The organism is Paraburkholderia heleia NBRC 101817 (assembly GCF_000739775.1).
Lineage (GTDB): Bacteria > Pseudomonadota > Gammaproteobacteria > Burkholderiales > Burkholderiaceae > Paraburkholderia > Paraburkholderia heleia.
Map to the genome: position 1 here is coordinate 21,516 of NZ_BBJH01000054.1, position 23,140 is coordinate 44,655.

21 protein-coding genes are annotated in these 23,140 nt (G+C 64.8%); 12 read left to right on the plus strand and 9 right to left on the minus strand.

The annotated features are described in order from the left end of the window. Positions 1-45 precede the first annotated feature (45 nt). Positions 46-1,023: a sulfonate ABC transporter substrate-binding protein gene (locus tag BHE01S_RS32310; RefSeq protein WP_042271542.1), complete on the plus strand. Its 978-nt coding sequence runs from the start codon at positions 46-48 to the stop codon at positions 1,021-1,023. A gap of 36 nt (positions 1,024-1,059) precedes the next feature. Here BHE01S_RS32310 and BHE01S_RS32315 read toward each other — a convergent pair whose 3' ends face one another. The 5 genes from BHE01S_RS32315 to BHE01S_RS32335 all read right to left on the minus strand — a co-directional run bounded on the left by BHE01S_RS32315 (position 1,060) and on the right by BHE01S_RS32335 (position 7,455). After that, complete coding sequence (locus tag BHE01S_RS32315) at positions 1,060-2,001, minus strand: ABC transporter substrate-binding protein (protein WP_042271454.1); 942 nt, start codon at positions 1,999-2,001, stop codon at positions 1,060-1,062. 114 nt (positions 2,002-2,115) lie between these two features. Beyond that, positions 2,116-3,159 carry an ABC transporter permease subunit gene (locus BHE01S_RS32320; protein ID WP_042271457.1) on the minus strand — a complete coding sequence of 348 codons (1,044 nt, stop codon included), beginning with the start codon at positions 3,157-3,159 and terminating at the stop codon, positions 2,116-2,118. 41 nt (positions 3,160-3,200) lie between these two features. Further along, a complete protein-coding gene (locus tag BHE01S_RS32325; protein ID WP_042271460.1) occupies positions 3,201-4,754 on the minus strand; it encodes a sugar ABC transporter ATP-binding protein in 1,554 nt (517 codons plus the stop codon). Further along, complete coding sequence (locus BHE01S_RS32330; RefSeq protein WP_042271463.1) at positions 4,741-6,000, minus strand: ROK family transcriptional regulator; 1,260 nt, start codon at positions 5,998-6,000, stop codon at positions 4,741-4,743. The genes BHE01S_RS32325 and BHE01S_RS32330 overlap by 14 nt, the downstream gene beginning before the upstream one ends. 327 nt (positions 6,001-6,327) lie before the next feature. Next, complete coding sequence (locus BHE01S_RS32335; protein WP_042271466.1) at positions 6,328-7,455, minus strand: MBL fold metallo-hydrolase; 1,128 nt, start codon at positions 7,453-7,455, stop codon at positions 6,328-6,330. Positions 7,456-7,543: 88 nt separating this feature from the next. Between BHE01S_RS32335 and BHE01S_RS32340 the strand changes: the two genes are divergently transcribed. The 7 genes from BHE01S_RS32340 to BHE01S_RS32370 all read left to right on the plus strand — a co-directional run bounded on the left by BHE01S_RS32340 (position 7,544) and on the right by BHE01S_RS32370 (position 13,635). Beyond that, complete coding sequence (locus BHE01S_RS32340) at positions 7,544-8,161, plus strand: TetR/AcrR family transcriptional regulator (protein WP_042271470.1); 618 nt, start codon at positions 7,544-7,546, stop codon at positions 8,159-8,161. 95 nt (positions 8,162-8,256) lie between these two features. Further along, positions 8,257-8,610 carry a YciI family protein gene (locus tag BHE01S_RS32345; protein WP_042271476.1) on the plus strand — a complete coding sequence of 118 codons (354 nt, stop codon included), beginning with the start codon at positions 8,257-8,259 and terminating at the stop codon, positions 8,608-8,610. A 149-nt stretch (positions 8,611-8,759) separates the two neighbouring features. Next, positions 8,760-9,182, plus strand: coding sequence for a YciI family protein (locus BHE01S_RS32350; RefSeq protein WP_042271479.1), 423 nt, complete (start codon positions 8,760-8,762; stop codon positions 9,180-9,182). A gap of 31 nt (positions 9,183-9,213) precedes the next feature. Continuing rightward, positions 9,214-9,636: a VOC family protein gene (locus BHE01S_RS32355; RefSeq protein ID WP_042271482.1), complete on the plus strand. Its 423-nt coding sequence runs from the start codon at positions 9,214-9,216 to the stop codon at positions 9,634-9,636. Next, positions 9,633-10,937 carry an RNA polymerase sigma factor gene (locus BHE01S_RS32360; protein ID WP_042271485.1) on the plus strand — a complete coding sequence of 435 codons (1,305 nt, stop codon included), beginning with the start codon at positions 9,633-9,635 and terminating at the stop codon, positions 10,935-10,937. The genes BHE01S_RS32355 and BHE01S_RS32360 overlap by 4 nt, the downstream gene beginning before the upstream one ends. 113 nt (positions 10,938-11,050) lie before the next feature. Next, the gene (locus BHE01S_RS32365; protein ID WP_042271488.1) at positions 11,051-12,121 is read left to right on the plus strand and encodes a hypothetical protein; all 1,071 of its coding nucleotides are present in this window, start codon (positions 11,051-11,053) and stop codon (positions 12,119-12,121) included. Between the two features lie 314 nt (positions 12,122-12,435). Then, on the plus strand, positions 12,436-13,635 hold the full coding sequence (locus BHE01S_RS32370) for a DUF2235 domain-containing protein (protein ID WP_052406212.1): 1,200 nt from the start codon (positions 12,436-12,438) through the stop codon (positions 13,633-13,635). A 59-nt stretch (positions 13,636-13,694) separates the two neighbouring features. On the opposite strand, the gene BHE01S_RS32375 is transcribed toward BHE01S_RS32370, so the two are convergent. Beyond that, on the minus strand, positions 13,695-14,372 hold the full coding sequence (locus BHE01S_RS32375; protein ID WP_042271491.1) for a hypothetical protein: 678 nt from the start codon (positions 14,370-14,372) through the stop codon (positions 13,695-13,697). Between the two features lie 240 nt (positions 14,373-14,612). On the opposite strand from BHE01S_RS32375, the gene BHE01S_RS32380 reads away from it, so the two are divergent. Beyond that, positions 14,613-15,950 (plus strand): hypothetical protein, encoded by a 1,338-nt coding sequence (locus BHE01S_RS32380; RefSeq protein ID WP_042271494.1) that lies wholly within the window; start codon positions 14,613-14,615, stop codon positions 15,948-15,950. A gap of 82 nt (positions 15,951-16,032) precedes the next feature. Beyond that, a complete protein-coding gene (locus BHE01S_RS32385) occupies positions 16,033-16,851 on the plus strand; it encodes a peptidoglycan-binding protein (protein WP_042271496.1) in 819 nt (272 codons plus the stop codon). 94 nt (positions 16,852-16,945) lie between these two features. Here the strand turns inward: BHE01S_RS32385 and solA are convergent, their stop codons facing one another. Both solA and BHE01S_RS32395 read right to left on the minus strand, forming a co-directional pair. Next, positions 16,946-18,103, minus strand: a complete 1,158-nt coding sequence (solA, locus tag BHE01S_RS32390) for an N-methyl-L-tryptophan oxidase (RefSeq protein ID WP_042271549.1) — start codon at positions 18,101-18,103, stop codon at positions 16,946-16,948. A gap of 193 nt (positions 18,104-18,296) precedes the next feature. Next, a complete protein-coding gene (locus BHE01S_RS32395) occupies positions 18,297-19,394 on the minus strand; it encodes a porin (protein ID WP_407669578.1) in 1,098 nt (365 codons plus the stop codon). Positions 19,395-19,608: 214 nt separating this feature from the next. Between BHE01S_RS32395 and BHE01S_RS38575 the strand changes: the two genes are divergently transcribed. After that, positions 19,609-19,818, plus strand: coding sequence for a hypothetical protein (locus BHE01S_RS38575; protein WP_167337729.1), 210 nt, complete (start codon positions 19,609-19,611; stop codon positions 19,816-19,818). Between the two features lie 21 nt (positions 19,819-19,839). Here BHE01S_RS38575 and BHE01S_RS32400 read toward each other — a convergent pair whose 3' ends face one another. Then, positions 19,840-21,399, minus strand: a complete 1,560-nt coding sequence (locus BHE01S_RS32400) for an SH3 domain-containing C40 family peptidase (protein WP_084069501.1) — start codon at positions 21,397-21,399, stop codon at positions 19,840-19,842. Positions 21,400-21,714: 315 nt separating this feature from the next. Between BHE01S_RS32400 and BHE01S_RS32405 the strand changes: the two genes are divergently transcribed. Beyond that, entirely contained in the window at positions 21,715-22,980 is a 1,266-nt protein-coding gene (locus BHE01S_RS32405) for a contractile injection system protein, VgrG/Pvc8 family (RefSeq protein WP_157025776.1), read from the plus strand. The last annotated feature ends 160 nt before the right edge of the window (positions 22,981-23,140 follow it).

Below are 23,140 nucleotides of genomic sequence, written 5' to 3' on the forward strand. Positions count from 1 at the left end.
GCGCCGTGTGGGTGCATGCCCCATGCCAACACGCAAGCGCTGAAGATGACCACGCCGCCCAGACCCTATACCCGCCGATATACCCGCCGACATTTCCTCGCCACGCTCGGCGCGACGCTTGCCGGCGCGGCGCTGCCCGCAACCGCGTTTGCCAGGTATCAGCCCGGCCAGTTCCGCGTCGGCTATCAGAAGGCCGCGAGCACGCTCGTGCTGCTCAAGGCCAACGGCACGCTCGAAACGCGCCTCGCGCCCCTCGGCATCAAGGTGTCGTGGACCGAATTCCCGGCCGGCCCGCAGCTGCTCGAAGGCCTGAACGTGGGCGCGATCGACTTTGGCTATGTGGGCGAAGCCCCGCCCGTGTTTGCGCAGGCCGCGGGCGCGGATTTCGTCTATACGGCATATGAATTGCCCACGCCGCACGCGGAAGGCGTGGTGGTTGCGAAAAATTCGCCAATCCATGACGTGGCAGGACTGAAGGGCAGGAAGATCGGCCTGAATCGCGGCTCGGACGTGCACTGGTTTCTCGTCGCACTGCTGCAAAAGCAGGGCCTTTCCATCGGCGACGTGCAGCCTGTGTTTCTGGCGCCCGCCGACGCGCGCGCGGCGCTGCAAAGCGGCGCCATCGACGCGTGGGCGATCTGGGACCCGTTCCTCGCTGCCGTCGAATCGCAGGACGGCGCACGCCTGCTTGCCGACGCCAGCGGCGTGGCGAGCCATCATCAGTTCTTCCTGAGCCAGCGCGAATTCGCGCAAAACCGCAGGGACGCGCTCGCGATCGCGCTAGACGAACTCGGCAAGACGGGGCAGTGGGTGCGCGCCAACACGGCGGCCGCGGCCGCGAAACTCTCACCGATCCAGGGCCTGGATGCGGCGACGATCCAGACCGGTCTGACGCACTACGCGCATGAATACCGGCCGATCGACGCCGCGGTGATCGCGCAGCAACAGAAGATCGCGGACACGTTTTACGACCTGAAAATCATTCCGCGCCGCGTGGTGACGAAGGACGCCGTGCTCGCATGACCGCCGCGAGCACGGGCGCCTGTGCTCATGCAACGCTTAGTGCGACGACCAGCCCTTGTAGCTGCCTACGTTGTCGCGCGTGACGAGCTGCGGCGTCATTTCGATCATCGGGTTGGCGGGCTTCTTGCCGTTCATGATCTCGTAGCCCACCTGCACGGCTGTCTGCGCCATCTTGTACGGGTCCTGGCTTGCCGAGGCCTGCACGAGCGTGTCGGTCTTGAGCGCCGTTTCGATATCGGGCGCGCCGTCCACCGAGGTGATCACGATGTTGCCGCGATGCAGTTGCTTCGCGGCCAGGTCGCTACCGATGGCCTGCGGGTCGTTGATCGTGAACACGCCGGCGATCTGCGGGAAACGCGTGAGGTAGCCCTGCATCACGTTCATGCCGCCTTCGCGCGAGCCCTTGCCGTCCTGGTCATCCGAGAGGATCTTGATGCCAGGCGACTTCGCGAGCACCTGCTTGCAGCCGTTCACGCGGTCGATCACGGCCGAAACCTGCGGGCCGTTCTGGATGATCACGTTGCCCTTGCCGTTGATCTTCTTCGCGAGATACTCGCACGAAATCTCGCCTGCCTTCACGTTGTCGGTCTGCACGGTGGCGTCGGCGCCCGCGGCGGCCACATCCACGGCCACCACCACGATACCGGCTGCCTGGGCCTTCTTCACTGCGGGCAAGATCGCCTTCGGATCAGTCGCGTTCAGGAGGATCATGTCCACGTGCGCCGAAATGAAGTTGTCGATCTGCGTGAACTGCTTGTTCAGGTCGTAGTCGGCGGAAACGGCCGTGACCTTGGCGCTCGGGTTGATCTGCTTCGCCTTCGCTTGCGCACCCTGCACGATCGTCACGAAGTAGGGATTGCCGAGCGAGCCCACGGTAATGCCGATCGACTTGAGCTGTTTGTCGGCGGCATGCGCGCCTTGCAGTGCGAAACCGAACGTGAGGGCGGCAGCGGCGAGAAGGGCTTTTTTCTTGAACATGAGGTTGTCTCCTGAGGGGGCCTGCTTGGGTCCTGTTTGGGTGCTTTACCGGCGAGCGCAGCAGGACCGCCTGCGCTCGCGCCTGTTTCTGGCTGATGCTGTATGCGGTGCCGCTTACGTGCGGGCCGAGCCGCGCTGGCGGTAGCGGTCGAGCGCCACGGCGCCGACGATCACGAGGCCCTTGATGATGTATTGCCAGATGTCCGAGACGCCGAGCAGCACGAGGCCATTGGTCAGGACGGCGATGATCAGCGCGCCGATCAGCGTGCCGATGATCGAGCCCACGCCGCCCACGAAGCTCGTGCCGCCCAGAATCACCGCGGCGATCGCGTCGAGTTCGTACGACTGGCCCAGTTGCAGGCCGTTGGCCGCGTAGAGGCGGGCCGCCGACATCACCGCGCCGAGGCCGGCGAGCAGGCCCGAGACGGCATAGACGAACATCTCGATGCCCCACACCTTGATGCCCGAGAGGCGCGCCGCTTCCGGGTTGCCGCCCACCGAGTAGATGCGCAGGCCGAGTACGGTACGGCGCAACACGAACCACGAGCCGGCCACCACCACGAGCGCGATGATCACGAGCCAGGGCACGCCGAGCACCGTGCCGTTGCCGATGAACGCGAACGGCAGTTGCGGGTTGAAGATCGTCGTGTCGTGGCCCATGAGGCGCGCAATGCCGCGCACCGCCGTGAGCGAGCCGAGCGTGACGATGAACGGCGGCAGGCGCAGCAGCGAGATGAGCGCACCGTTGATGAGGCCGAAGCCGAGCCCCACCGCGAGCGCCATGGGCACGCCGAGCCAGCCCCAGCCGACGATGTTCGAGCCGATCATGGCGGCCATGGCGGCGGCGGCCAGCACCGAGCCCACCGAAAGGTCGATGCCGCCCGTGAGAATCACGAAGGTCATGCCGGCCGCGAGCACGATGTTGATCGACGCCTGCTGCGTGACGATCGAAAGATTCTCCAGCGTGAAGAAGCCATCGGTGAGCAGACCGAAGCCGATGCACAGCAGCACCAGCACCGGCAGCATGCCGGCGGTGCGGATGAGCGACTTCATGCGCTGGCGATGACCGTCGACCGCGACGCTGCGTGCGGGTTGAGCGCCTTGCGCGGGCTGCGTGGGCGAGGCCGCGACACCGTGCCGGGGAAGAATGCTTTTCATGTCGTACTCCTGAGGGACGTTTCTTGCGTATGCGGTGAAGGTCAAGCGGCTTCGTCGAGCGGGTGCTGCGAGCCGGTGGCGAGTTCGATGATCGCTTCCTGGGTGATGGCTTTGCCGGTGTAGCCGCCAAGCTCGCCGGCGAACACGCCTTCGCGCATGACGAGCACGCGGTCGGCCACGCCGATGATCTCGGGCAGTTCGCTCGAAATCACGATGATGCCTACCCCGGTCCTGGCGAGGTCGTTGATGATGCGGTAGATCTCGGACTTTGCGCCGATATCGACGCCGCGCGTGGGCTCGTCGAGGATCAGCACGCGCGGCTTCGTTTCCAGCAGGCGCGAGAGCAGCACCTTCTGCTGGTTGCCGCCCGAGAGCGCGCCCACGTTCACGCGCGCACTCGGCACGCGAATGGAGAGCGAGCGGATGGCTTCCTTCGCGCGCTCACCGCCGCGGGCGAGATCGAGCACACCCAGGCGCGCGTCGCGCCCGGCCACGGCGATGTTGATGTTGTCGCGTACGCTCATGTCAAGAAAGAGGCCTTGATGCTTGCGGTCTTCGGTCAGATACACGAGGCCCGCGTTGATCGCGTCGCGCGGCGTGTGCACGTTGAGCCGCTTGCCGTCGATGGCGATCTCGCCGCGCACGCGCGGCTCCGCGCCGAAGATGAGGCGCGCAAGCTCGGTGCGGCCCGCGCCCACGAGACCCGCAATGCCGAGCACTTCGCCCGCGTGCAGGTCGAGGCTGCAGCCGCGCACGCGCTTGTCGTCGGCCACATCGCGCACGGTGAGCACGGCCTTGCCCGGATCGTAAGGGGCGTGCGCCTTTTTGTAGAACCCCGAAATATCGCGGCCCACCATCATGCTCACGAGGCTTTCCGCGTTGAGCGCGTCGCGCATGAGCGTGCCGACGTAGCTGCCGTCGCGCAGCACGGAAACGCGGTCCGACAGCTCGTACACCTCGGCCATGCGGTGGCTGATGTAGATGATCGCAAGCCCTTCGTCGCGCAGCTGATTGATGAGCTTGAAAAGGCGCTCCGTTTCGCGCGAGGAGAGCGGCGTGGTGGGTTCGTCCATCACGATGATGCGCGCGTCGCTATGCACGGCGCGCGCGATTTCCACGAGCTGGCGCTCGGCGATGGAAAGCGAGCCGACCAGCGTCGTGGGCCCGAAGTTCGCGCCGAGGCGCTTGAGCACGTCTTCGCAGCCGCGCTCCATGGCGCGCCGGTCGACCGTGCCGAAGCGTCGACCGCCACGGCGCAGTTCGCGGCCTGCATGAATGTTCTCGGCAACGGAGAGATTGGGCGCGAGGCTCAGTTCCTGATAGATCACGGCCACGCCCAGCTCGCGCGACGCATGCGGTCCGTCGATCACGACCGGCTTGCCCTCGATGAGAATCTCGCCGCCGGGGTCGGCCTGGTAGGCGCCGGAGAGGATCTTCATCAAAGTCGACTTGCCCGCGCCGTTCTCGCCCATGAGCGAGTGGACCTCGCCGGGGTAGACAGTGAGGCGCACGTTGTCGAGCGCGCGCACGCCGGGAAAGGTCTTGGTGATGCCCCGCATTTCCAGCAGCGGCGGCGTGGACTCAGAGGGCGACATGGCTCTCCTCCTGCGCTTGTGTGTAAGTTTGTGCGCCGGCGCCCATGAGGATGCCCGCGCGCGGCGAAAAGTTGAAGAACATGGGGAGCGTGGCCGCGCCGAGCGCCCCGGCGTCGGGACCGAAGGTGCCGCGCACCAGGGTGGGCGTGCCGCGCGCCTCCGGCGCCGTGGCCGCGACCGCGAGGCGCAGGCGCTGCATGAGCGTGTCGATCAGGCCCGCGTCCACGTCGGCGTCGAGCACCACTGCCGGCACGTCGAGCACGCAGAACGCCGAGCGCAGCGCGGGGGCGAGCGCGTCGACGCAGTCGTCGAGCCATTCCTGCACGCCGGGGTGGCCGCGCTCGATGCACGCTTCCAGATCGGCGCGGCTGTCGATCGTCTCGCCGCGATACTGCAGATGGCGGCGCAGCGCAATGAGCGACGCGCGCGAAAGCAGGATGTCCCATTGACCGGGCGGCTTGTGCGCCGAGGGCAGGCGGCTCGGCGGCACGGGCATCACAGCGAAATCGCCCGCATTGCCGGTGAGGCCGCGCACGCAGTCTCCGTCAATGGCGATGCCGCCGCCAATTGCCGGGCCGAGAAACAGGTAGAGGAAGTCGTCGCGCTGGCGTCCGCAGCCGTAGAAGAGTTCGGCGATGGCAGCCGCGTTGCCGTCGTTTTCGCTGAACACGGGCAGCGCCGTGGCGCGGGCGAGTTCGCCCGCGAAGTCGACGTCGTTCCATACGCGAAAGGTATCGGCAGGCAGGCCCAGTTCGCGCAGCCAGCTCCCGAGGTTGTACGGCTGCGCCACGCCGATGCCGGCGAGGCGGCTGCGTTCCTCGGTCGTGAGGATGCCTAATAGCTCGGCGATGTCGCGCTGCACGATTTCCTGAGCGACCGAGGGTTGCGGCAGCAGCATGTCGCGCGAGCGGCGCTCGATCATCTGGCCCGCGAAATCCACGAGCACGGTTTCGATGTTGGTCCGGTCGAGCCGCACGCCGATGGCGAACGCGCCGCGCGGCGAGAGGCGCAGGAGCGAGGCGGGCTGGCCGCGCTGGCCGTCGCGGCGGCCGCTCACCTCGATCAGGCCATTGGCCGTGAGCGACGTGATGATGGTGCCCACCGCGGTGCTCGTGAGATTGGCGAGACGCGCGAGATCGGCCTTCGACGCCTCGCCCGCACGACGCAGCGCCTGCAGCAGCAGGCGTTCGTTGTAGCGGCGGACATTGGCGGAATTGCTGCCCTGACCGACATGCGGACTTCTCACGTGTCTCCTCCTGTCGAGCCGCCAGAGTTGTCGCTTTAGCGCTGGCTCCGGTCCTATGCCAAGCTGGTCGAGGGGCTGCCCCTGAAACGGCGTGGCCGACTAAATAAATCAAGTTGATTTATTTAATGCCAGAAATCGGAGGCTGTCAGCCTGGGGAAATCCCGTTAAGGGTAAGGAAGGGGCATGCAGGGGCCCGGCGCGATGCGGGTCCTGATGCAAAAGCTTAGGAGACTTTTGCAGCGATGGGGAAGAAGCGGGGAGCGGGCAGCAGGCGTGCCCGCGCGCTCATGTGGCGCGCGGGCTGCGGGGAGAAAGGAGTGACTGGGGTTACGACCGTGCTTCGCCCGCATCGCGGCAAGCGAACCACCGGCGCGCCGTGCGCTGCGGCTCGGCGCTCTGTGCCACCTCGCGCCACCAGCGCTCCCCACGGTGCGGCTCGGCCAGATCGAGCCGCTCGCCCATGCGGGGCGTGGAGAGCGTCACGCCGCGAGCGAGCGCGAGGCCGGTCACGCGCTCGAACGGGTCCTGCCAGCGATGCATGGCGAGATCGAACGTGCCGTTGTGAATCGGCACGAGCCACTCGCCGCGCAGGTCCACGTGCGCCTGCACGGTTTCATCGGGCTGCATGTGGACGTAGGGCCATTGCGGGTCGTACGCGCCGGTCTCGATGAAGGTCGCGTCGAACGGGCCAAGCCGCTTGCCAATCGCTTGAAAGCCGTCGAAGTAGCCGGTATCGCCGCTGAAGAACACGCGTATTTCGGCGTCGGCGATCACCCACGAGGCCCACAGCGTGCTGTTGCCGTCGAACAGGCTGCGCCCCGAGAAATGCTGCGCGGGGGTGGCCGTGAACTCGACGCCCTCGACATTCGCGCCCTGCCACCAATCGAACTGGCGCACCTTCGCACCGTCGATGCCCCATTCGATCAAGCGGTCGCCCACGCCAAGCGGCGTGAGAAACACGCCCGTCGTGGCGGCGAGCGCGAGCACGGTTTCGCGGTCGAGGTGATCGTAATGGTCGTGCGAGAGGACCACGCCGCGCAACGGCGGCAGGTCGGCAAGCGCGATGGGCGGCGCATGAAAGCGCTTCGGCCCGAGGTTCTGGAACGGCGAGGCGCGCTCGGCGAATACCGGGTCGGTGAGCCAGAAGTGGCCGCGCAGCTTGAAGAGCAGCGTGGAATGGCCGAGCCGGTAGACGCTGCGATCGGGCGCGGCCTCGAGCTGTTCGCGCGTGAGCGCGTGAACGGGCAGCGCGCCCGCGGGCGTGGTGCCGCCCGGCTTATGGAAGATCATGTTCCACATGATCTTCAGCGTCTTGCCAAGCCCCTCGGCCGGGCGCGGACGCACGTTGCGAAAGCGCTCGCCGTCGTGTTGCGGCGAGGTAGACGAGAGCTCGCGGCTGCGTTGTGCGGCGTTCAGGCCCAAGGTACGGCTCAGCGATGCAAAAGGCGAGGTCATGTCGGCGGCTGCCTTTGAGAACAGGAAGTAGACTGCACAGTGTAGTTTATTCTGGAGAAAAGTAAACTGCATGGTGTAAAATTTCGAAATGGATTGCACCCCGCCCACCCCTCAGCGTCTGACCGACCGCAAGCGCGCCGCCATCGTCGCGGCGGCCATCGACGAATTTCTGGCTTTCGGCTTCGACGCCACGAGCATGGACCGTATTGCGGCACGCGCGGGCGTCTCGAAGCGCACGGTCTACAACCATTTCCCGAGCAAGGAGGCGCTGTTCGCGGCGATCCTGTGCCAGCTCTGGGACGCGAGTGCGACCGCCGACGCGCCGGCCTACCGCGCGGGCGAGCCGCTGCGTGCGCAGCTCGTCGAGTTGCTGATGCGCAAGCTGCGGCTCTTGAGCGACGAAGCGTTTTTCAAGCTCGCGCGCGTGGCGATCGCGGCGGGCATCCATTCGCCGGAGCGCGCGCGCGACATGGTGGCCCGCATCGGCGAGCGCGAAGAGGACCTCACGGTCTGGGTGCGCGCTGCCGCCGCCGATGGCCGCCTGAAAACATCCGATCCGGCATTCGCCTCGCAGCAATTGCACGGCATCGTGAAAGCATTCGCCTTCTGGCCGCAGGTCGCGATGGGCCAGCCCCTGCTCGACGAGGCGCAGCAGCGCCAGGTCGCCGAGTCGTCCGCCGATCTTTTCCTCGCACGCTACGCGTGAGCGCCTGACGGCGCGCGCGGCCCCGACGCGCAACGGTTCTTCTGGAATAGACTCGTGCCTTTCAGGATCGCAGGCTTTACTGAGAGGACACGCTCATGCCATTCATGCTGCTCATCGCCGAGCCGCGCGGCCAGCGCGAGGCGCGCGCGCCATCCGAAGGCGAGGCGCTCTACGCGCGCATGGTCGAGTTCGCGGATGAACTCGCCGCCGAGGGCAAGCTGATCGTCGCGCACGCGCTCACCTCCGACTCCGGCGGCGCACGCGTGCAGGTGCGCGAAGGCCGCGCGAGCATCGTCGACGGCCCGTTCGCCGAAGCGAAGGAAATGATCGGCGGCTTTTTCCTCGTCGATTGCGCAACGCGCGACGAGGCGCTCGCCATCGCGCGGCGCTGTCCCGCGGCGCAATGGGCGAGCGTCGAAGTGCGCGAAACCGGTCCCTGTTTCCGCTGAGCGGCGCTTCACCAGGTACTTTCCCCAGGCACGTAAAAATTTCGCTGCCGGTTGTCGATTTCCGTGCGCCCCGCGCGTCGTGTTCATGAGCGCACCCACGGGTGCCGCTTGCTTCGAGTGTCCCCGAACGTCACAGTCAGGAGAAGACAATGCGATTCATGATCATGGTGCGCGCCAACGCGTTGACCGAAGCGGGCGAGCCGCCCGACGACGTGGAAGTGTTCGCCGAGATGGCCCGCTATCACGAGGCGCTGGCGAAGGCCGGCGTGCTGCTCGACGCCTCGGGCCTGCAACCCAGCTCGCGTGGCTTTCGCGTGCATTACACCAACGGCAAGCCCACGATCCTCGACGGTCCGTTCGCCGAGACGAAGGAGCTGATCGCCGGCTATACGCTGATCCAGGTCCGCTCGCGCGACGAAGCGCTCGAATGGGCGCGCCGGTTTCCGTCGCCCTTCGGCAAGCACGCCGAAGGCGAGGTCGAAGTGCGGCAGCTCTATGAACTCGACGAACTTCCGCAGTGCGAAGGCGTCGAGCGTTTTCGCCAGCTGCAGGAACAACATAAGGCATCCTGAGTATTTACTCGATAACCATGAGGCTCCAAACATGCATAAGCACATTTTCGTCAATCTGGGCGTGCGCGACCTGAAGCGCTCGATGGACTTCTTCGGCCAGCTCGGCTTCGCGTTCGACCCCAGATTCACCAACGACCAGGCTGCCTGCATGGTGCTGGGCGAGAACATGTACGCCATGCTGCTCACCACGGATTTCATGCGCGGCTTCACCGACAAGGCGCTCGTGGACGCTCGCGAAAGCACCGAGGTGCTGACCTGTCTCTCGTGCGTGTCGCGCGAGGAAGTGGACGCTCTCGTCGACAAGGCGCTCGCGGCGGGCGGCACGTCCAGGCGCCCGCCGATGGAGTGCGGCACCGACATGTATGGCCGCAGCTTCGAAGACCCCGATGGCCACATCTGGGAACTGATGTACATGTCGCCGGCCGCGATTGAAAAAGGCGCACACGGCTCGTGACGCAAGCGCGCGACCCTCACGACCCAGTCACGGCGACGCGCCGCGCGGTCGAGGCCGTATGGCGCATCGAGTCGGCGAAGGTGATCGCCCACGCCGCGCGCATCGTGCGCGACGTGGGCGTGGCCGAGGAAATCGCGCAGGACGCGTTCGTCGCCGCGCTGGAGCGTTGGCCGGCGAGCGGCATTCCCGAGAACCCCGGAGCCTGGCTCATGACCGCCGCGAAACATCGCGCGCTCGACCGGCTGCGTCGCGCGGCCTCGCATGCGCGCGCGCACGAGGCGATGGGCGCGGATCTCGAAGCGCTCGAAGCGCACTTCGCGCCCGACTTCGTGGAGGCGCTCGACGCCGCGCGCGAGGACGAGATCGGCGACGATTTGCTGCGGCTCGTGTTCGTGGCGTGCCATCCCGTGCTGCCGAAGGAGGGGCGTGCCGCGCTGACGCTGCGTCTGCTGGGCGGCCTCACCACGGCTGAGATCGCGCGTGCGTTCCTCGTGCCCGAGGCAACCGTCGCGCAGCGCATCGTGCGGGCGAGGCGCACGCTCGCGGCCGCGAAAGTTCCATTCGAAGTGCCGCGCCGCGCCGACCTCGAGCCGCGACTTGCTTCGGTGTTCGAAGTGATTTATCTGATCTTCAACGAAGGCTATACCGCCACGGCGGGCCCGGACTGGACACGGCCCGCGCTGTGTGAAGAAGCACTGCGCCTGGGCCGCATACTGGCGGAACTCGTTCCGCGCGAGGGCGAGGCGCACGGCCTCGTTGCGTTGATGGAGCTGCAGGCTTCGCGTCTGCCCGCGCGGGTGGACCGGGCCGGGCGCGCCGTGTTGCTCGCCGACCAGGACCGGAGCCGCTGGGACGCGCTCCTGATCCGGCGCGGGCTTGCCGCGATCGCGCGCGGTGCGGCCTGTGCGGGTGCACCTGGGCCGTACGCGCTGCAGGCGGCGCTGGCGGCTTGCCATGCGCGCGCTCCGAGTGCGGCGGCGACCGACTGGGCGGAGATGGTCTCGATCTACGACGCGCTGCTCACACTCGATGCCTCGCCCGTCGTGCGCCTGAATCGCGCCGTGGCGGTGGGCATGGTGCAGGGGCCGCAAGCGGCGCTTGATCTCGTCGATGCGCTGTGCGCGGAGCCCGCGCTGCGCCACTATCCGTGGCTGCCGGCCGCGCGCGGCGATCTGCTGGAAAAGTTGGCGCGCCATGCCGAAGCCTGCGCGGAATTCGAGCGCGCGGCGGCGCTCACGCACAATGCGCGCGACCGCGAAGTGCTGCTGGCACGGGCACAATCTTGCGCGCCGCACACCTGAGAGCGTCATCGCCGGAAGCGTCACGCCTGCGCTTCTGAAATATCGGGGCACAACGCTTGCTACCTGTGCGCGCGAACCCATTCTCTTGGCGCGGCCCGGCGCGCAGGCTCCCGATGATTTCAAAAGCGACGATTCTGGCGGTTTCGTGCTCGGCCTTGCTGGGCACGGCGTGTGTGCATCTCGGCCCAACGCGCTTGCGCGCCGATCAGGTCGATTATGCAAGAGCGCTCGGCGATGCAAAAAAGCGCGAAATACTCGCGGCCGTGGTCGGGCTGCGTTACGGCGATGCGCCCGCCTTTCTCACGGTGAGTTCGATCATCGCCGCGTATCAATTCGATTCCACAGCGGGCGCGACCGGCAATGTCGGTTCGGGCTCGCAGCCGAATTATGCGCTTGCGACCGGTAGCGTCTCCTGGTCGAATCGCCCGACCTTCACGTTCTCGCCGACCACGGGCGAAGCGTTCGCTAACGCGTATATCCGGCCGCTCGCGCCGGAACTCGTGATGCCGCTCGCCGAAGGCGGCATACCGGTCGATTTGCTGCTGCGTATCAGCGCGCAATCGATCGGCGGGCTGCAGAACGGCAGCGCGCTCGGCGGAGAGGGCAGCGCGGGCTCGGCAGGTTTCTTCCAGTTGTTGCAGACGCTGCGGCGTCTGCAGCTGGCCGGCGAACTGAACGTGGAGTCGCGTAGCGAGAACGGCATGAACAGCGTGTATCTCGCCCTCGGCGCGACGAACAGCGCGCAGTCGCCGCAAGTTTCGGCGGACCTCGCGCGCGTGCGCGAACTGCTCCATCTCGCGGCGGACACGCGCACCTACGAGATCGTCTACGGACCCTCGGCGCAGGGCGGCAATCGCATTCCCATGGTGACGCGCTCGGTGCTCGGCATTCTCACGAATATCGGCGCGCAGGTCCAGGTGCCGGACGCCCAGGTGCACAGCGGCGCGACGAAACCGACGGTCGGGCTGATTGGTGGCGAAACGCGGCCGATCATCATCGTGCACCAGGGGCCGAGGGCGCCCGCGGACGCCTATGTCGCAATCGACTACGACGGCACGGCGTACTGGGTCGAACGTGCCGACTTCGACTCGAAATACGCGTTCACTGTCCTGCAGAACCTCATGGCGCTCGCCGAGGCCGATACGAGCAGCAAGGCGCCGGTCGTGACGATTCCCGCGAACTGACGCACCGGCTCGATGGTCTGCTCGACGCGCCGCGTCCGGGTGCCTTTTGCGCACGCGTATAAACAGCATCGGGATGAATGCCATGGGCATCCATACTGCCGCGCTATTGACGACGCCGTTCCCGAATTTCCAGCTCGCGACACTTGAGTTCGGATCTGCGGATTTGAGGCGCCATCGCGCACGTGCGTCGATGGGATTCCCCACAAATGTTCGGTAGCGCACATTCGGTTTTCGAATATTGATGGCGATTTACGTGGGACACCTTAGATTCGAGGATCGAAGTAAGCGCACTCGAACCTGCGAGGAGTCCCGTGATGAGCAAGAATATTGTGTTGTGTCTCGACGGTACCTGGAACGGTCCCAACTCTCAGGACCGAACGGGCGGTCTGACTCCCACGAACGTGGAAAAGTTGTTTGAAAACCTGAAGGGCTCGGCGCCGCTCGGACCGAACGACAACGAGCTCGAAATCGCGGCCCCCGAATCCGCAGGCGGGCCCGCGCAGGTCGCCAAATATATTCACGGCGTAGGAAACGGGGACAACCCGCTCGATAAAGTGGCAGGCGGCGCAGTCGGGCTCGGACTCATCGCGCGCATCGTTCGCGGATATACGTACCTGTCGCGGCAGTATCAACCGGGCGACAGGATCTATATCGTCGGATTCAGCCGCGGCGCCTACACGGCGCGCTCGCTCGCGGGGTTCGTGACGAACAAGGGCTTGCTCGACTGGACCGCGATGGGACTCCTGGCGGGGTCCGAATCCAGCTATAGCGCGGGGCTTGCCGCGTGGCACGAATACAAGCAGACGATGCACGCGAGTGCAACCGGTCTCCTGCGTGCACTGGCGGACAGCGTGACTTCGTTTTCCGATTATGTCGAACTCGGGCTACATCCGTCGCCCCCGTTGAAGTTCGTCAGCGATGTGCCTGTCGAGGCGGTTGCCGTGTGGGACACGGTCGGTGCGCTCGGCATACCGGCCATTCGCAACGACGACGGCACACCCGTGCGGCTCGATGCGTTCCAGTTCTGCAACAACGACCTGAGCGCGCACGTCAAGTACGGGTTCCAGGCGCTCGCGGTGGACGAGGAGCGCGTCGACTTCACTCCGACGCTGTGGAATGCCCGCGCCAATGTCGTTCAGGTCCTGTTTCCCGGCGCGCATGCCGATGTGGGCGGCGGCTACGGTCTCGGCGAATCGGGGCTGTCGAATGGTCCGCTTGTCTGGATGGCGAACCGTCTCGCGGCGGCAGGGGTCGTGTTCGAACGCCCGGCGCCGTGGCAGCCGAATGCGTGTGATATCTCGCATCGGCCATGGGCCGGCGCGCTTTTCGCGACCGGCCTGCGCAAATTTCCCGCGGCCCTCGGACTGAGTCAGCACGTAATGCAGCGTCTCGCTGCGAACGCGGTGCCGGTAGAGGGCGGGGCGCCAGGTCTTTATCGGCCCGCCAATCTTTTCACGAGCTATATCAATCTCGATTGGACCGGCCCGGCAGCCAACGTTCAGATCGAGCTATAAACGCTGACGCGGCATGAGGCCCGGTGGGGCGCTGCATGGTTCTCATCGAGCCGTCGGCATCACATGCGCTGAAACACAAGCACTTTCGCTAGCGGCGCACGTCCGCTTTGATCGATAAAGTTCGTCAGGGCTTCCACGCGGATATGATCGTTCGGCGCCGGGCGGATGGTGAGCGCGAGCTGTCGGACGTTGTTCCTGAATTGCGCTGTGACCTCACGCACGCCCGCGCCCGGCTGCGAGTCCATGTTGCTCCCGATTCCTTGCGCTTGCACCTCGCCAAAATCGCAGTTGGTAGGGCGGCACTTGCCCCAAGCATGCACGAACATCGTGGAATCCGCTATGCGAATCTGGATCTTCAGGATTCCCGCCGTCGCGGGATGGATGTTCTGCCAGCTGCCGGCGAAGTAAGTCATGTTGCTGCCGATGTCGCCATGCGTCGAAGAGGCGGAAGCCGGCACGGCGGAAGCGAGCGGCGGGGCGTTTTCAGTCTGTGGGTGCGTTAAGGGAGCATCCGCAACGTCCTTCACCGGCGGCGCGATTTGCGGCGCTGACGCGACCTCCGGCGCCAAAGCCACCGAGGCCACGGCGGGAGGCGTTGCGGGCGCTGGCTTGTGAAAGAGACCTTGCTGGCCAAGAATCGCGATCAGACCGCCAACAGCGGTAATCGCCGTCGCGGAGGCGGTCAATAGTCCGGGCAGCGTGGTCCACCAACCTTGAGGGCTCTTTTCGTCGCTCATGTATCGCCTCCCCAGGGTTCGCCTGCCTGCCCTTAAATTAGAGCAAATTTCACGAAAATCAGTGCGGGTTTTATCGCATGAAAAAGCAGCGGATAGTGTTTGCCAGCCCACAGACGCATCAAGGGAAAATCACATTTATATCGAACTATGCGGGGAATTTTGCGCAATCGGTCGGCGTATTTCGCGCAAGCGTTCTGTTCAAAGCTGGCTCCGATACCGCTAGCGGAGGCTTGTCTTGCCATGGTCACAGTCGCAGGAACACTACCCGGACGTATCGCGCGAACGCCGAATGAGGGGCATCTCAGAGCGCTTTCGCGTGCGTTTTTATTGAGCGCGGTGCTGGTGGGCATCAACATCGCGGGTGGCGTCTTTCTCTGGAAGCTGACCGGCCGGACGTTGGCGCAGATCGAAACGGCCGTCACGCTCGCGGCGTTCGTGACCGTCCTGACTGGCGCACCGCAAATCGCGTTCTTGTGTCTTGGTTGGTACGCGCGCTATCGCGAGTTCGAAAACAGCCTCAAAGGCAAGGCGCTGTCAGCCTATCTGCAGCGCTACTGGTCCAAGCGCCTCATTCATGCGCTGCTCGCCGAGCGCGCAGTCCCGAACATTTCCGATGGCCTGTTCCCCGGCGACGAAAAATGGCGGGAGGCAGCGGACCAGAGGCTCGACCTGTGTGACCGGTTGTTCGCCCGCATTTATCACGAGCAATACGGCTTGCCCGCGTTCGTGCCGCCTTTCGTCATCATGCTCTGTGTGGTCTACGCCGCGGCGGCGCTTGTCGGCTGCAATTACGACTTCGGGCAGAGCGGCATTGCGGCTGAACGAACCGGCGTTTACGGCATCACGCAACAGGTGTTGGTCGCGTCCTTCGGCGGCGCACTGATGTTCGTCGTGAGCGACTCGGTGCTCAGCATTCGCCGTAGGGCATTGAACGTTTCGGATGTGTACTGGTACGCGCTGCGCGTGTTCCTCGCGACTCCGCTTGCCATGGTGATGGGCGGAACTGACGGCACTGGCGCGGCGCTCGTCTTCGCACTGGGCACGTTTCCCGTTGAAGCCTTGCTCAAGATCGTTCGCCGCTTCGGATTTCCTCAACTCACGCCGTTCGAGAAAGCGGAGAACCCGCCCGACAAGCTGCTTTCGCTAACCGGCGTCACCATTCCCATTGTTTCCGTATTTGAATCAGAAGGCATCAATTCCGTCGAGCAGGTCGCATCGGCGGACCCTGTGATTCTTTCCATCCGAACCGGCTTCCCGTTCCGTTTCACGCTCCGGCTCTGTTCCCAGGCGATCGTGCGCCGCCACTTCGGCGAAAGCGCGGCGTCGCTGATTCCCATCGGACTCGCCGACGTCGTGCCGATCTGGCTACTGATGAAGGCTGAGGATGGTGAAACGTCCGCGAACATGCCGAAGGTCGACGACAGCGGGAGCGTGCTCGAAGATGCCGCGAACCGGCTCCTCCCGGACGATCCACCCCAACAGCGCATGGCCGTGGTCAAGATGAAGTTCCGGCAGATCGCCGCGGAAGAATTCACCGTCATGCTCGCAAGAATCACGCCTCTCGATCCCTCTCTCTGAGCGAGATGCAGACGAATGGGTGCGAGACGCGAGCATCGATTTTCGTGCCGCCAGGAATGGCAACCATGTTGAGGAGACCGTCATGATTGCGGGCCCGTTGAAGCAGGGAGACAACAACGATGATGTGAAGACGTTACAGCAAACCTTGACGACACACGGGTTCAGTCCAGGCGCTATCGATGGCCTGTTCGGACAGGGAACGGTGGCAGCGGTCATGGCGTTCCAGAAGAGCGAGGGCCTGCTGCCCGACGGCGTAGCCGGTCCGCGCACGCTCTCGGCGCTCGGTCTGGCCGATTCGACCACGTTGCCGAGCGCCATTCCCGCGGTGAGCGTCCAGATCGTCAGCCAGATTTTCCCCGTTACGCCGATAGGCAACATCAAGTCGAACTTGCCCTCGGTGCTCTCAGCGCTGGTGCAGTCGCACATCTCCGACAAGCCTATGGTCTTGATGGCGCTCGCGACAGTGCGCGCCGAAGTGGAGTGTTTCGAGCCGATTGCCGAGGGGGAGTCGAGATTCAACACTTCACCGTCCGGACACCCCTTCGACCTCTACGACAGTCGCAAGGACCTCGGAAACCGCGGCGCGCCGGATGGCGCCGCCTTCAAGGGCCGTGGATACATTCAGCTGACGGGGCGGCTCAACTACCAGACCTACGGTCCGAAACTCTCTACGCCCATTGACCTCGTGAGCGATCCCGATCGCGCTTCCGATCCCACTGTCGCCGCGGAACTGCTCGCGCTGTTCCTCGCAGACCGCGAACTCGCGATCAAGAAAGCCTTGCTGGCGGGCAACATGGCTATGGCACGGCAACTGGTCAACGGCGGCACGAATGGGCTGGACCGGTTCGAAGATGCCTTCGAGCGCGGTTCCTCGCTGATCCCGGATCTGGCGGCTGACTGACCGGGAGCGGACGGTTGATTCCCGACCCGATAACGACCAGTCAACTGCATCAAGTGATGCAGCGCGTCATGGACCGGGCGGCCTGAGCGAGTTGTCATGCAAAGCGCTTGCGCGCGAACATCGCAAGGTCGATGCGGCTTTCGCCTTGCGTGATCCGCTCGGCGAGCGCCTCGCCAATCGCACTGGCGAACTTGAAACCATGCCCGGAAAAGCCGGTTGCGATGTGCACGTTCGGGCAGGTGGGCACGCGGTCGATGATGAAATGCTCGTCCGGCGTCATGTCGTATTCGCAGACCCGACCCACGCGCAGTTTCCCCGCGCCCGGTAAATAGCGTTGCAGGAAGGCTTGCAGATCGCCGAGATCGCCCGGCCTGGCGCCGAATGGCGCGAGCGGTGCGTCCGCTGCAACAGGCTCGCCGGCGTCGTGGCGGCCCAGCTTCAGGCCGTTGCCGTCGAGATCGGGAAACCCGTAATAGCCGCCCATTTCCGAGGCAACGAAAAAGCCCGGGAAGCGCTCCGGTGCAAAGAGGCCGGGCGCGCTCCCGAACCACGCGAAACTCTTGCGCACGCGCGTGACCGGAATCTCGAGGCCCAGCGGCGCGAGCAGATCGCGAGTCGATTTGCCTGCACACACGATCAGGTCGCGCACGGTGAACTTGTCGTTCGTGTCGGTCCAGACGTTGACGCTTTCCCGCCCGTGACACTCGATGCGCCTGACGCGCGTATTCGTGCCCAGCGTTGCGCCGAGCGAGGTCGCGAGCTGGCGGTAAGCGCCGATCGCGCGCTCGCAATAGAGCACGCCCGCACCGGGTTCGAAGTTCGCGATCTGTTCCGGCCGCAGCCGCCACGCTGGCCAGCGTTTGCCGGCAGCGGCGGCGTCGAGCGTTTCCAGCGGGATGCCGTGGCTGGCGGCGCTCACCAGCACTTCGCGCATGAACGCGTCGTCGGGCGAGCCGATATTGACGACGCCCGTGCGCACGAAGAGGGCGGTTTGCGTTTGCTGCTCGAGGTCTTCCCAAAGCTGCTGCGCGCGCAAGGCGAGCGGCACGTAGGCGGCGCCTTCGCCATAGGCGTGGCGAATGAGGCGCGTAGCCCCGTGATGCGCACCCTGATCATGCGGCGGATCGCCGGCGTCGAGCAGCAGCACCTTGTTGCCGAGGCGGCTCAGATAATAGCCTGCCGCCATGCCCATCGAACCCGCACCGACGATGAGCGTATCGAAATGTCGATTGCCTGCGTTTGTGTCCTGCATGGATTGCCCCGTGTGCGCCGCGGCGCGAACGTGTACGCGCCTCGCCTCGCTGAGCGGGACGCGCGCGTCGTAAAGGGCGTTCATTGTCGGCGCTTCGCTCGCACCTGTCGAGCGCGGTCTGGTGCACGCAGGGTCGGGCCCGAGCGCGCGTTCCGCGTCGCGTTGCGCGCGCGCCGCGGAACACCCGTGCGTATCAGAACAGATGCCGGATGCCGATGCTCGCGCCCACCGTCGAGCCGGAGACTTCGAAGAGCGCGTTGTTGATCGACAAGCCCGTGTCCATGCGCCCGTGGTTATTCACGTAGCCGACCTGGCCATAGAGCGTCGTGCGCTTGGAGAGGAAGAACTGCACGCCGCTCGAAGCCATCAGCGAGTGGTTGCTGCCGTCGTTGCCGTCGCGCGTGTACCAGACGCCCGCGTCGACGTCGAGATAGGGCGCGATCATATAGCTGAGTCCGCCGGAGTAGACGCTGTTGTCGAACGACTGCGCAACCTTGTAAAGCGCATATGAAGCGGAGATCGTGAGTGAGTTCGGGAAGCGGTAGCTCGCGCCGATCGTGCGGCCCACGAACTCCACGGTGCTCGGCACCGGCGTCGAGGCAGCGCTGCCTCCGGCGTTGCCGCTATACAGCGCGCCCGTGATCGTCAAGCCTGCGATGTGGTAGCGCAGGCTCGCCGAATACTGGCGTCCAGCCTGGAAGTTGCCGGCTGCGCCGCCCATGGCGAACATGCCCATTGCCTGGATGCCGGCGATTTCCGGCGACGTGTACGTGAGCGCGTTGCTGTTGAAGAGCCCGGTCACATAGACGTTGTTCACGTAGCTCACGAGGCCGCTGCCGAAGTACGACATGCCGCGCGGGTCCGTCTGGTAGAGCGAGAGGAAGAACGGTGAGTACTGCAGACCAGCCTTGACTGTTCCGTAAGGACTTTCCATGCCGACCCATGCCTGACGCCCGAAGAAGTTGCCGTTGGAATTGTTGAACCGGCCGTTCGCGATGCTAATGCCGCTTTCGAGCGCGAATACCGCGCGCATCCCGCCACCCAGGTCCTCCGCGCCGCGCATGCCGAAGTTCGAGCCGGACATGCCGCTGTCCGTGAAGGAGAACTGGTGACCGGCGTTCTGGCCCGTCTGCGTGTTCAACGTATGGCTCGTGTAGAGGATCGATCCGTCGACGATGCCATACAAGGTGACGCTGCTCTGCGCGCTTGCGACACCCGTTGCGCCCATCAAACCGGCCGCCGCGAGGCAGCGAAGCAGCCATTTCATGTCGAGGTTATCGCGTTGTAACATTTCGTCATCCTTAGCGTTATTTATGGATTGGGATTGGTGTGACAGAGTGCTGCGCACGCTTCAGGCAAAGCCACGGATAAAAGCTTCAGGCAAAAGGGGAGGCGGGTTCCTCGCGGAACCGCACGAAACGCAATGCTGGGAGTGCTACGCGGAGTGCTGCGCGTAGTCCTGTCTGGCGCGGCGGCCGGGGTCTTCTCGCGTGCGCAGGAGCAGCGTGGACGAGCGCGTGATCATCGTGGGCCTGCGGCAAGGCATGGGCCGGACTGAATGCGCGTTCACCGATCGCTTCTCCCCTGATGAGAGGTGTGCAACGTTGACGGAATGCTACGTTCGATGGAGGCTATTTTTGTACGACCGTGCGGAATTTGTCACCCTGGGAGAAACGATCACATTTACGCATCGATTTGATGCATCCGGTGCATGACTTTGCGCGCGAGCGCCTGACTTACCCCGCCGGATTCTCCTCGTCCTGCGGCGGCGCGCTCCCTGCAGGCGCGCCCAGAATGCTGACCTGGAACACGGGCGTGCCTGCGAGCGATTCGAGGCTTGGGTCTTCGGGGTAGGCGAGCAGCAAGGGGAACACGACTGAGCCGCCGATCACGGCGCGGCGGCTGTTGTCGGCGGGGCGCAGGCCCCAAACGTCCTGATAGACGAGCGGCACCGTCTTGCCGCCGCGCTCGGTGTTGCCCAGATAGAGCATGACATGGCCGCCGATATAGATGAGCGTGCGCATCGGAGCGCCATGCTGGACGAGCCAGTCGAGGCGTTGCGCGGGCGTCGATGCCGAAAGATCGGTCATCTCCCCGGCGTTCATTTGCGTGGACGAATGGCGCGGCAGCCACACGCCGAACGCCGCGAAAATGCTCTGCAGTTCGGCCGAACAGTCGTTGTCGAAGTTCGTGTTGCCCCAACCGTAGGGGCGGCCGATCAGCGCCTTCATCAACTGCGCGAGATGGCGCGGCGTGGCTGCGAGCGGCGCGGGCACGATGGCGTTCGAATCGAGCGGGGCCGTGCGGATCTGCGCGCGGCCGTCGATGTCGCGTGCAGGAACGAGCACTTCGCCAGGCGTCGCGCCGGAAGCCGGCAGCAGCGGCAGCAGCGTGCCGGCGGGCGCGTCGAAGCGGAACACGCCGGCGTCGTCGCGCAGCGCGGCAGAGGCCACGGCCACGACGCCGAGCGAGCGGTGCGCCGCCGCGCGCCATGTCGAAACGAAGGTATCGTCGACACTCGCTACGCCGTCGCTGCGCACCCAGCCCTGCACGTCCGGCGTCTGCACATAGCGCCAGGCGCCGTCGGCGGTCGTGCCGAGCACGTAGAGCGGCGTGCCCGGCCGCACGGCGCTCACCTGCAGGTTGTCGAAGGGATAGCCTTCGCCCGCGATGCGATGTGAGTAGAACGACGGGTCGATAGTGGGCAGCTCGCGCACGTACAGCGCGGTCGTGGCAATGGCGCGACGCGTGGCGTCGAAGCCGCTGGTCTGTTCGAACTGGTTGACGTTGGCGTTGCGCTCGATCGCGTCGATCCACGCCTTGGTGTGCGGCCGGAAATTCATGCCGTAGCCAACGCGGCGCGGCGGCTTGCCGGTGTTGTCGAACTCGGCGAGGCGGCGCGTTTGCAGCGCGGCGATATCGCTGCCGCCGTCGCGGTACACGCGCTGCTCGACGAACGCGCGATTCCACGGCGAGGGATCGTTTGGACCCGCACCGAAATAGCGCGCGACGAGCGCATCGAATTGCGCGCGCTGGACTTCGGGCGAAAGGAAAGGCTTGTCGTAATCGGCGCTGGCCGGATCGATCCAGTGATCGACGTTCTGGTCGTAGTGCCCGATCGGGAAGAGCGTGACCGTATCGGGCGGGAGCGCTTGCCCGGCCTGACTTTGCGAGGCTGGGCCGGTTGCACAGCCTGGCAGCACGCACGCAGCGGCTAGCGCCAGGGCGAGAATGCGGGCGCGCGGCGCGCGGACGAAAACGGAAAGGCGCAAGGAAGAATCGAGGGCGGAGCGCATGGGCGAGCGGGCGGTTCGACAACCCGTGGATGATACAGGACGGGCTGTGGTGCAAAGCGATAAGAAGGAAAACCCGCCAGTGCAGGCGAGGCGGGAGGCGGACAACCAAAGTTAATCGCCAGGTTGGCCAGAATTTGGCGAATGTCAAATCAATGCGAACTCAAATGCGCTGCGAATCGTTATGCCCGGAATTGCCAGGCATTTTCGGATTATTCCCATATCGCGCGTCGATGCCTCGCCTGAATATCGCCTGATCGGGCTAAGTGGATAGTCTATCTGGGCTATTTTACCGCCGCAGATTAAGAGGAACGTTACTTGAGTTCACGCGACCCGCTGGTGCGTCCTGGCATCGACGTTCACCAGTTCTATAGCCTCGACATGCCACACGTGGCCGAAGTTGCCAGAGCCGATATTTTTTCCTTCACCGGCCACCGCGCCATAGGCGAACCGGACATGTACACGATCCAGTTCACTCACCCAAACCCCGACCTCTCGCGCTCGGACTTCCTCAACCACATGGCCGCGTTCGTCATCCAGCCGCCGCCTACCCGCTGGAGCGAGCCCGAAGAACCGCGCCGCGTTCAAGGCGTTATTACGGCATTCGCGCAGTTCCCCGGCTCGCCAGATCAAACGACATACGAAGTCACGCTTGAATCGCGCCTGGCACTTCTGCGCAATACGCCGCGGTATCGCCACTTTCTGGAGAAGAAAGACCCCGAAATCATCCAGCAGATTCTGAAGGAACACGAATTCAACCAGATATTCGCGGAGGCCGTATTCGACCTTTATCGCCAGTACCGCAAGCGGCCAATCGTGATGCAGTGGGGCGAAGATGACTTGACCTTCATCCAGCGATTATGCCGTCGAAGCGGTATCTGGTTCGCGTGTGAAGAAGGGAAGCTATGCGGCCGCGTGCGCTTTGGGGATGACTTCTCGAAGTACACGCGAGACCGGGAGCGATTCGAGCGACCGTATCACGAACCAGGCGGATTGCTCACGAGCGGGAGGGAATTCGTGAAGTCGCTTCTTACGCGCAGTGCGACGATGGCGGCGAGTCAGGTCGTGCGCAGTTTCAGCCCTGATGAACCGCTAGGGATGCCAATCGAGGCTGAGCGCGAAAGCGAGCATGTGCGAAGGGGTAAGGACTGGGTTGCCGACCACACGACGTATGGCGAAGCCTACGCATGGGGGATGCCGTATAGCGACGTACAAGCCGCCGAAGAAGAAGTCACGCTACGCCACGAAGCCGCACGCGCGACCCAGGTTACGGTGTTAGCGAAGTGCCATACGCTACGTGGCATTGGCTCGGGGCATAACATGCAGCAGCGCGCCTATATCCGGCAAGGGGACAGCACGACTAATGGCGGGTACGTGCTCGAGGGCATCGAGGGCATCGAGGGTACGGAAAGCCCGGGGAGAGAATTGAGCTACCTTTTCGCGAAGGTTCGATGCTTCGTATGCAAGACAGACGGCTTTATCGCACCATCTGGAAGTCGTCCTAAAGACGATCTTGGGGGGGCAAGCAGACAGCGCTTGAATTCGATATCTGCAAATGCCGGTGCGATCCGCCACCACGCTTGATCGCTTCAGACCGCGACATGACTGCGTGGGTCTAGATGGCAAAGCCCCGGTGAACTCGCGGGCGGGTTCGCCGGGTGCCGATCGAAACTCCGCTTCAGCGGGGCTTTTCCGCTCAAGCATCACACGCGCCTGTTCCTGCATGCCACATCGGCGCGCAATT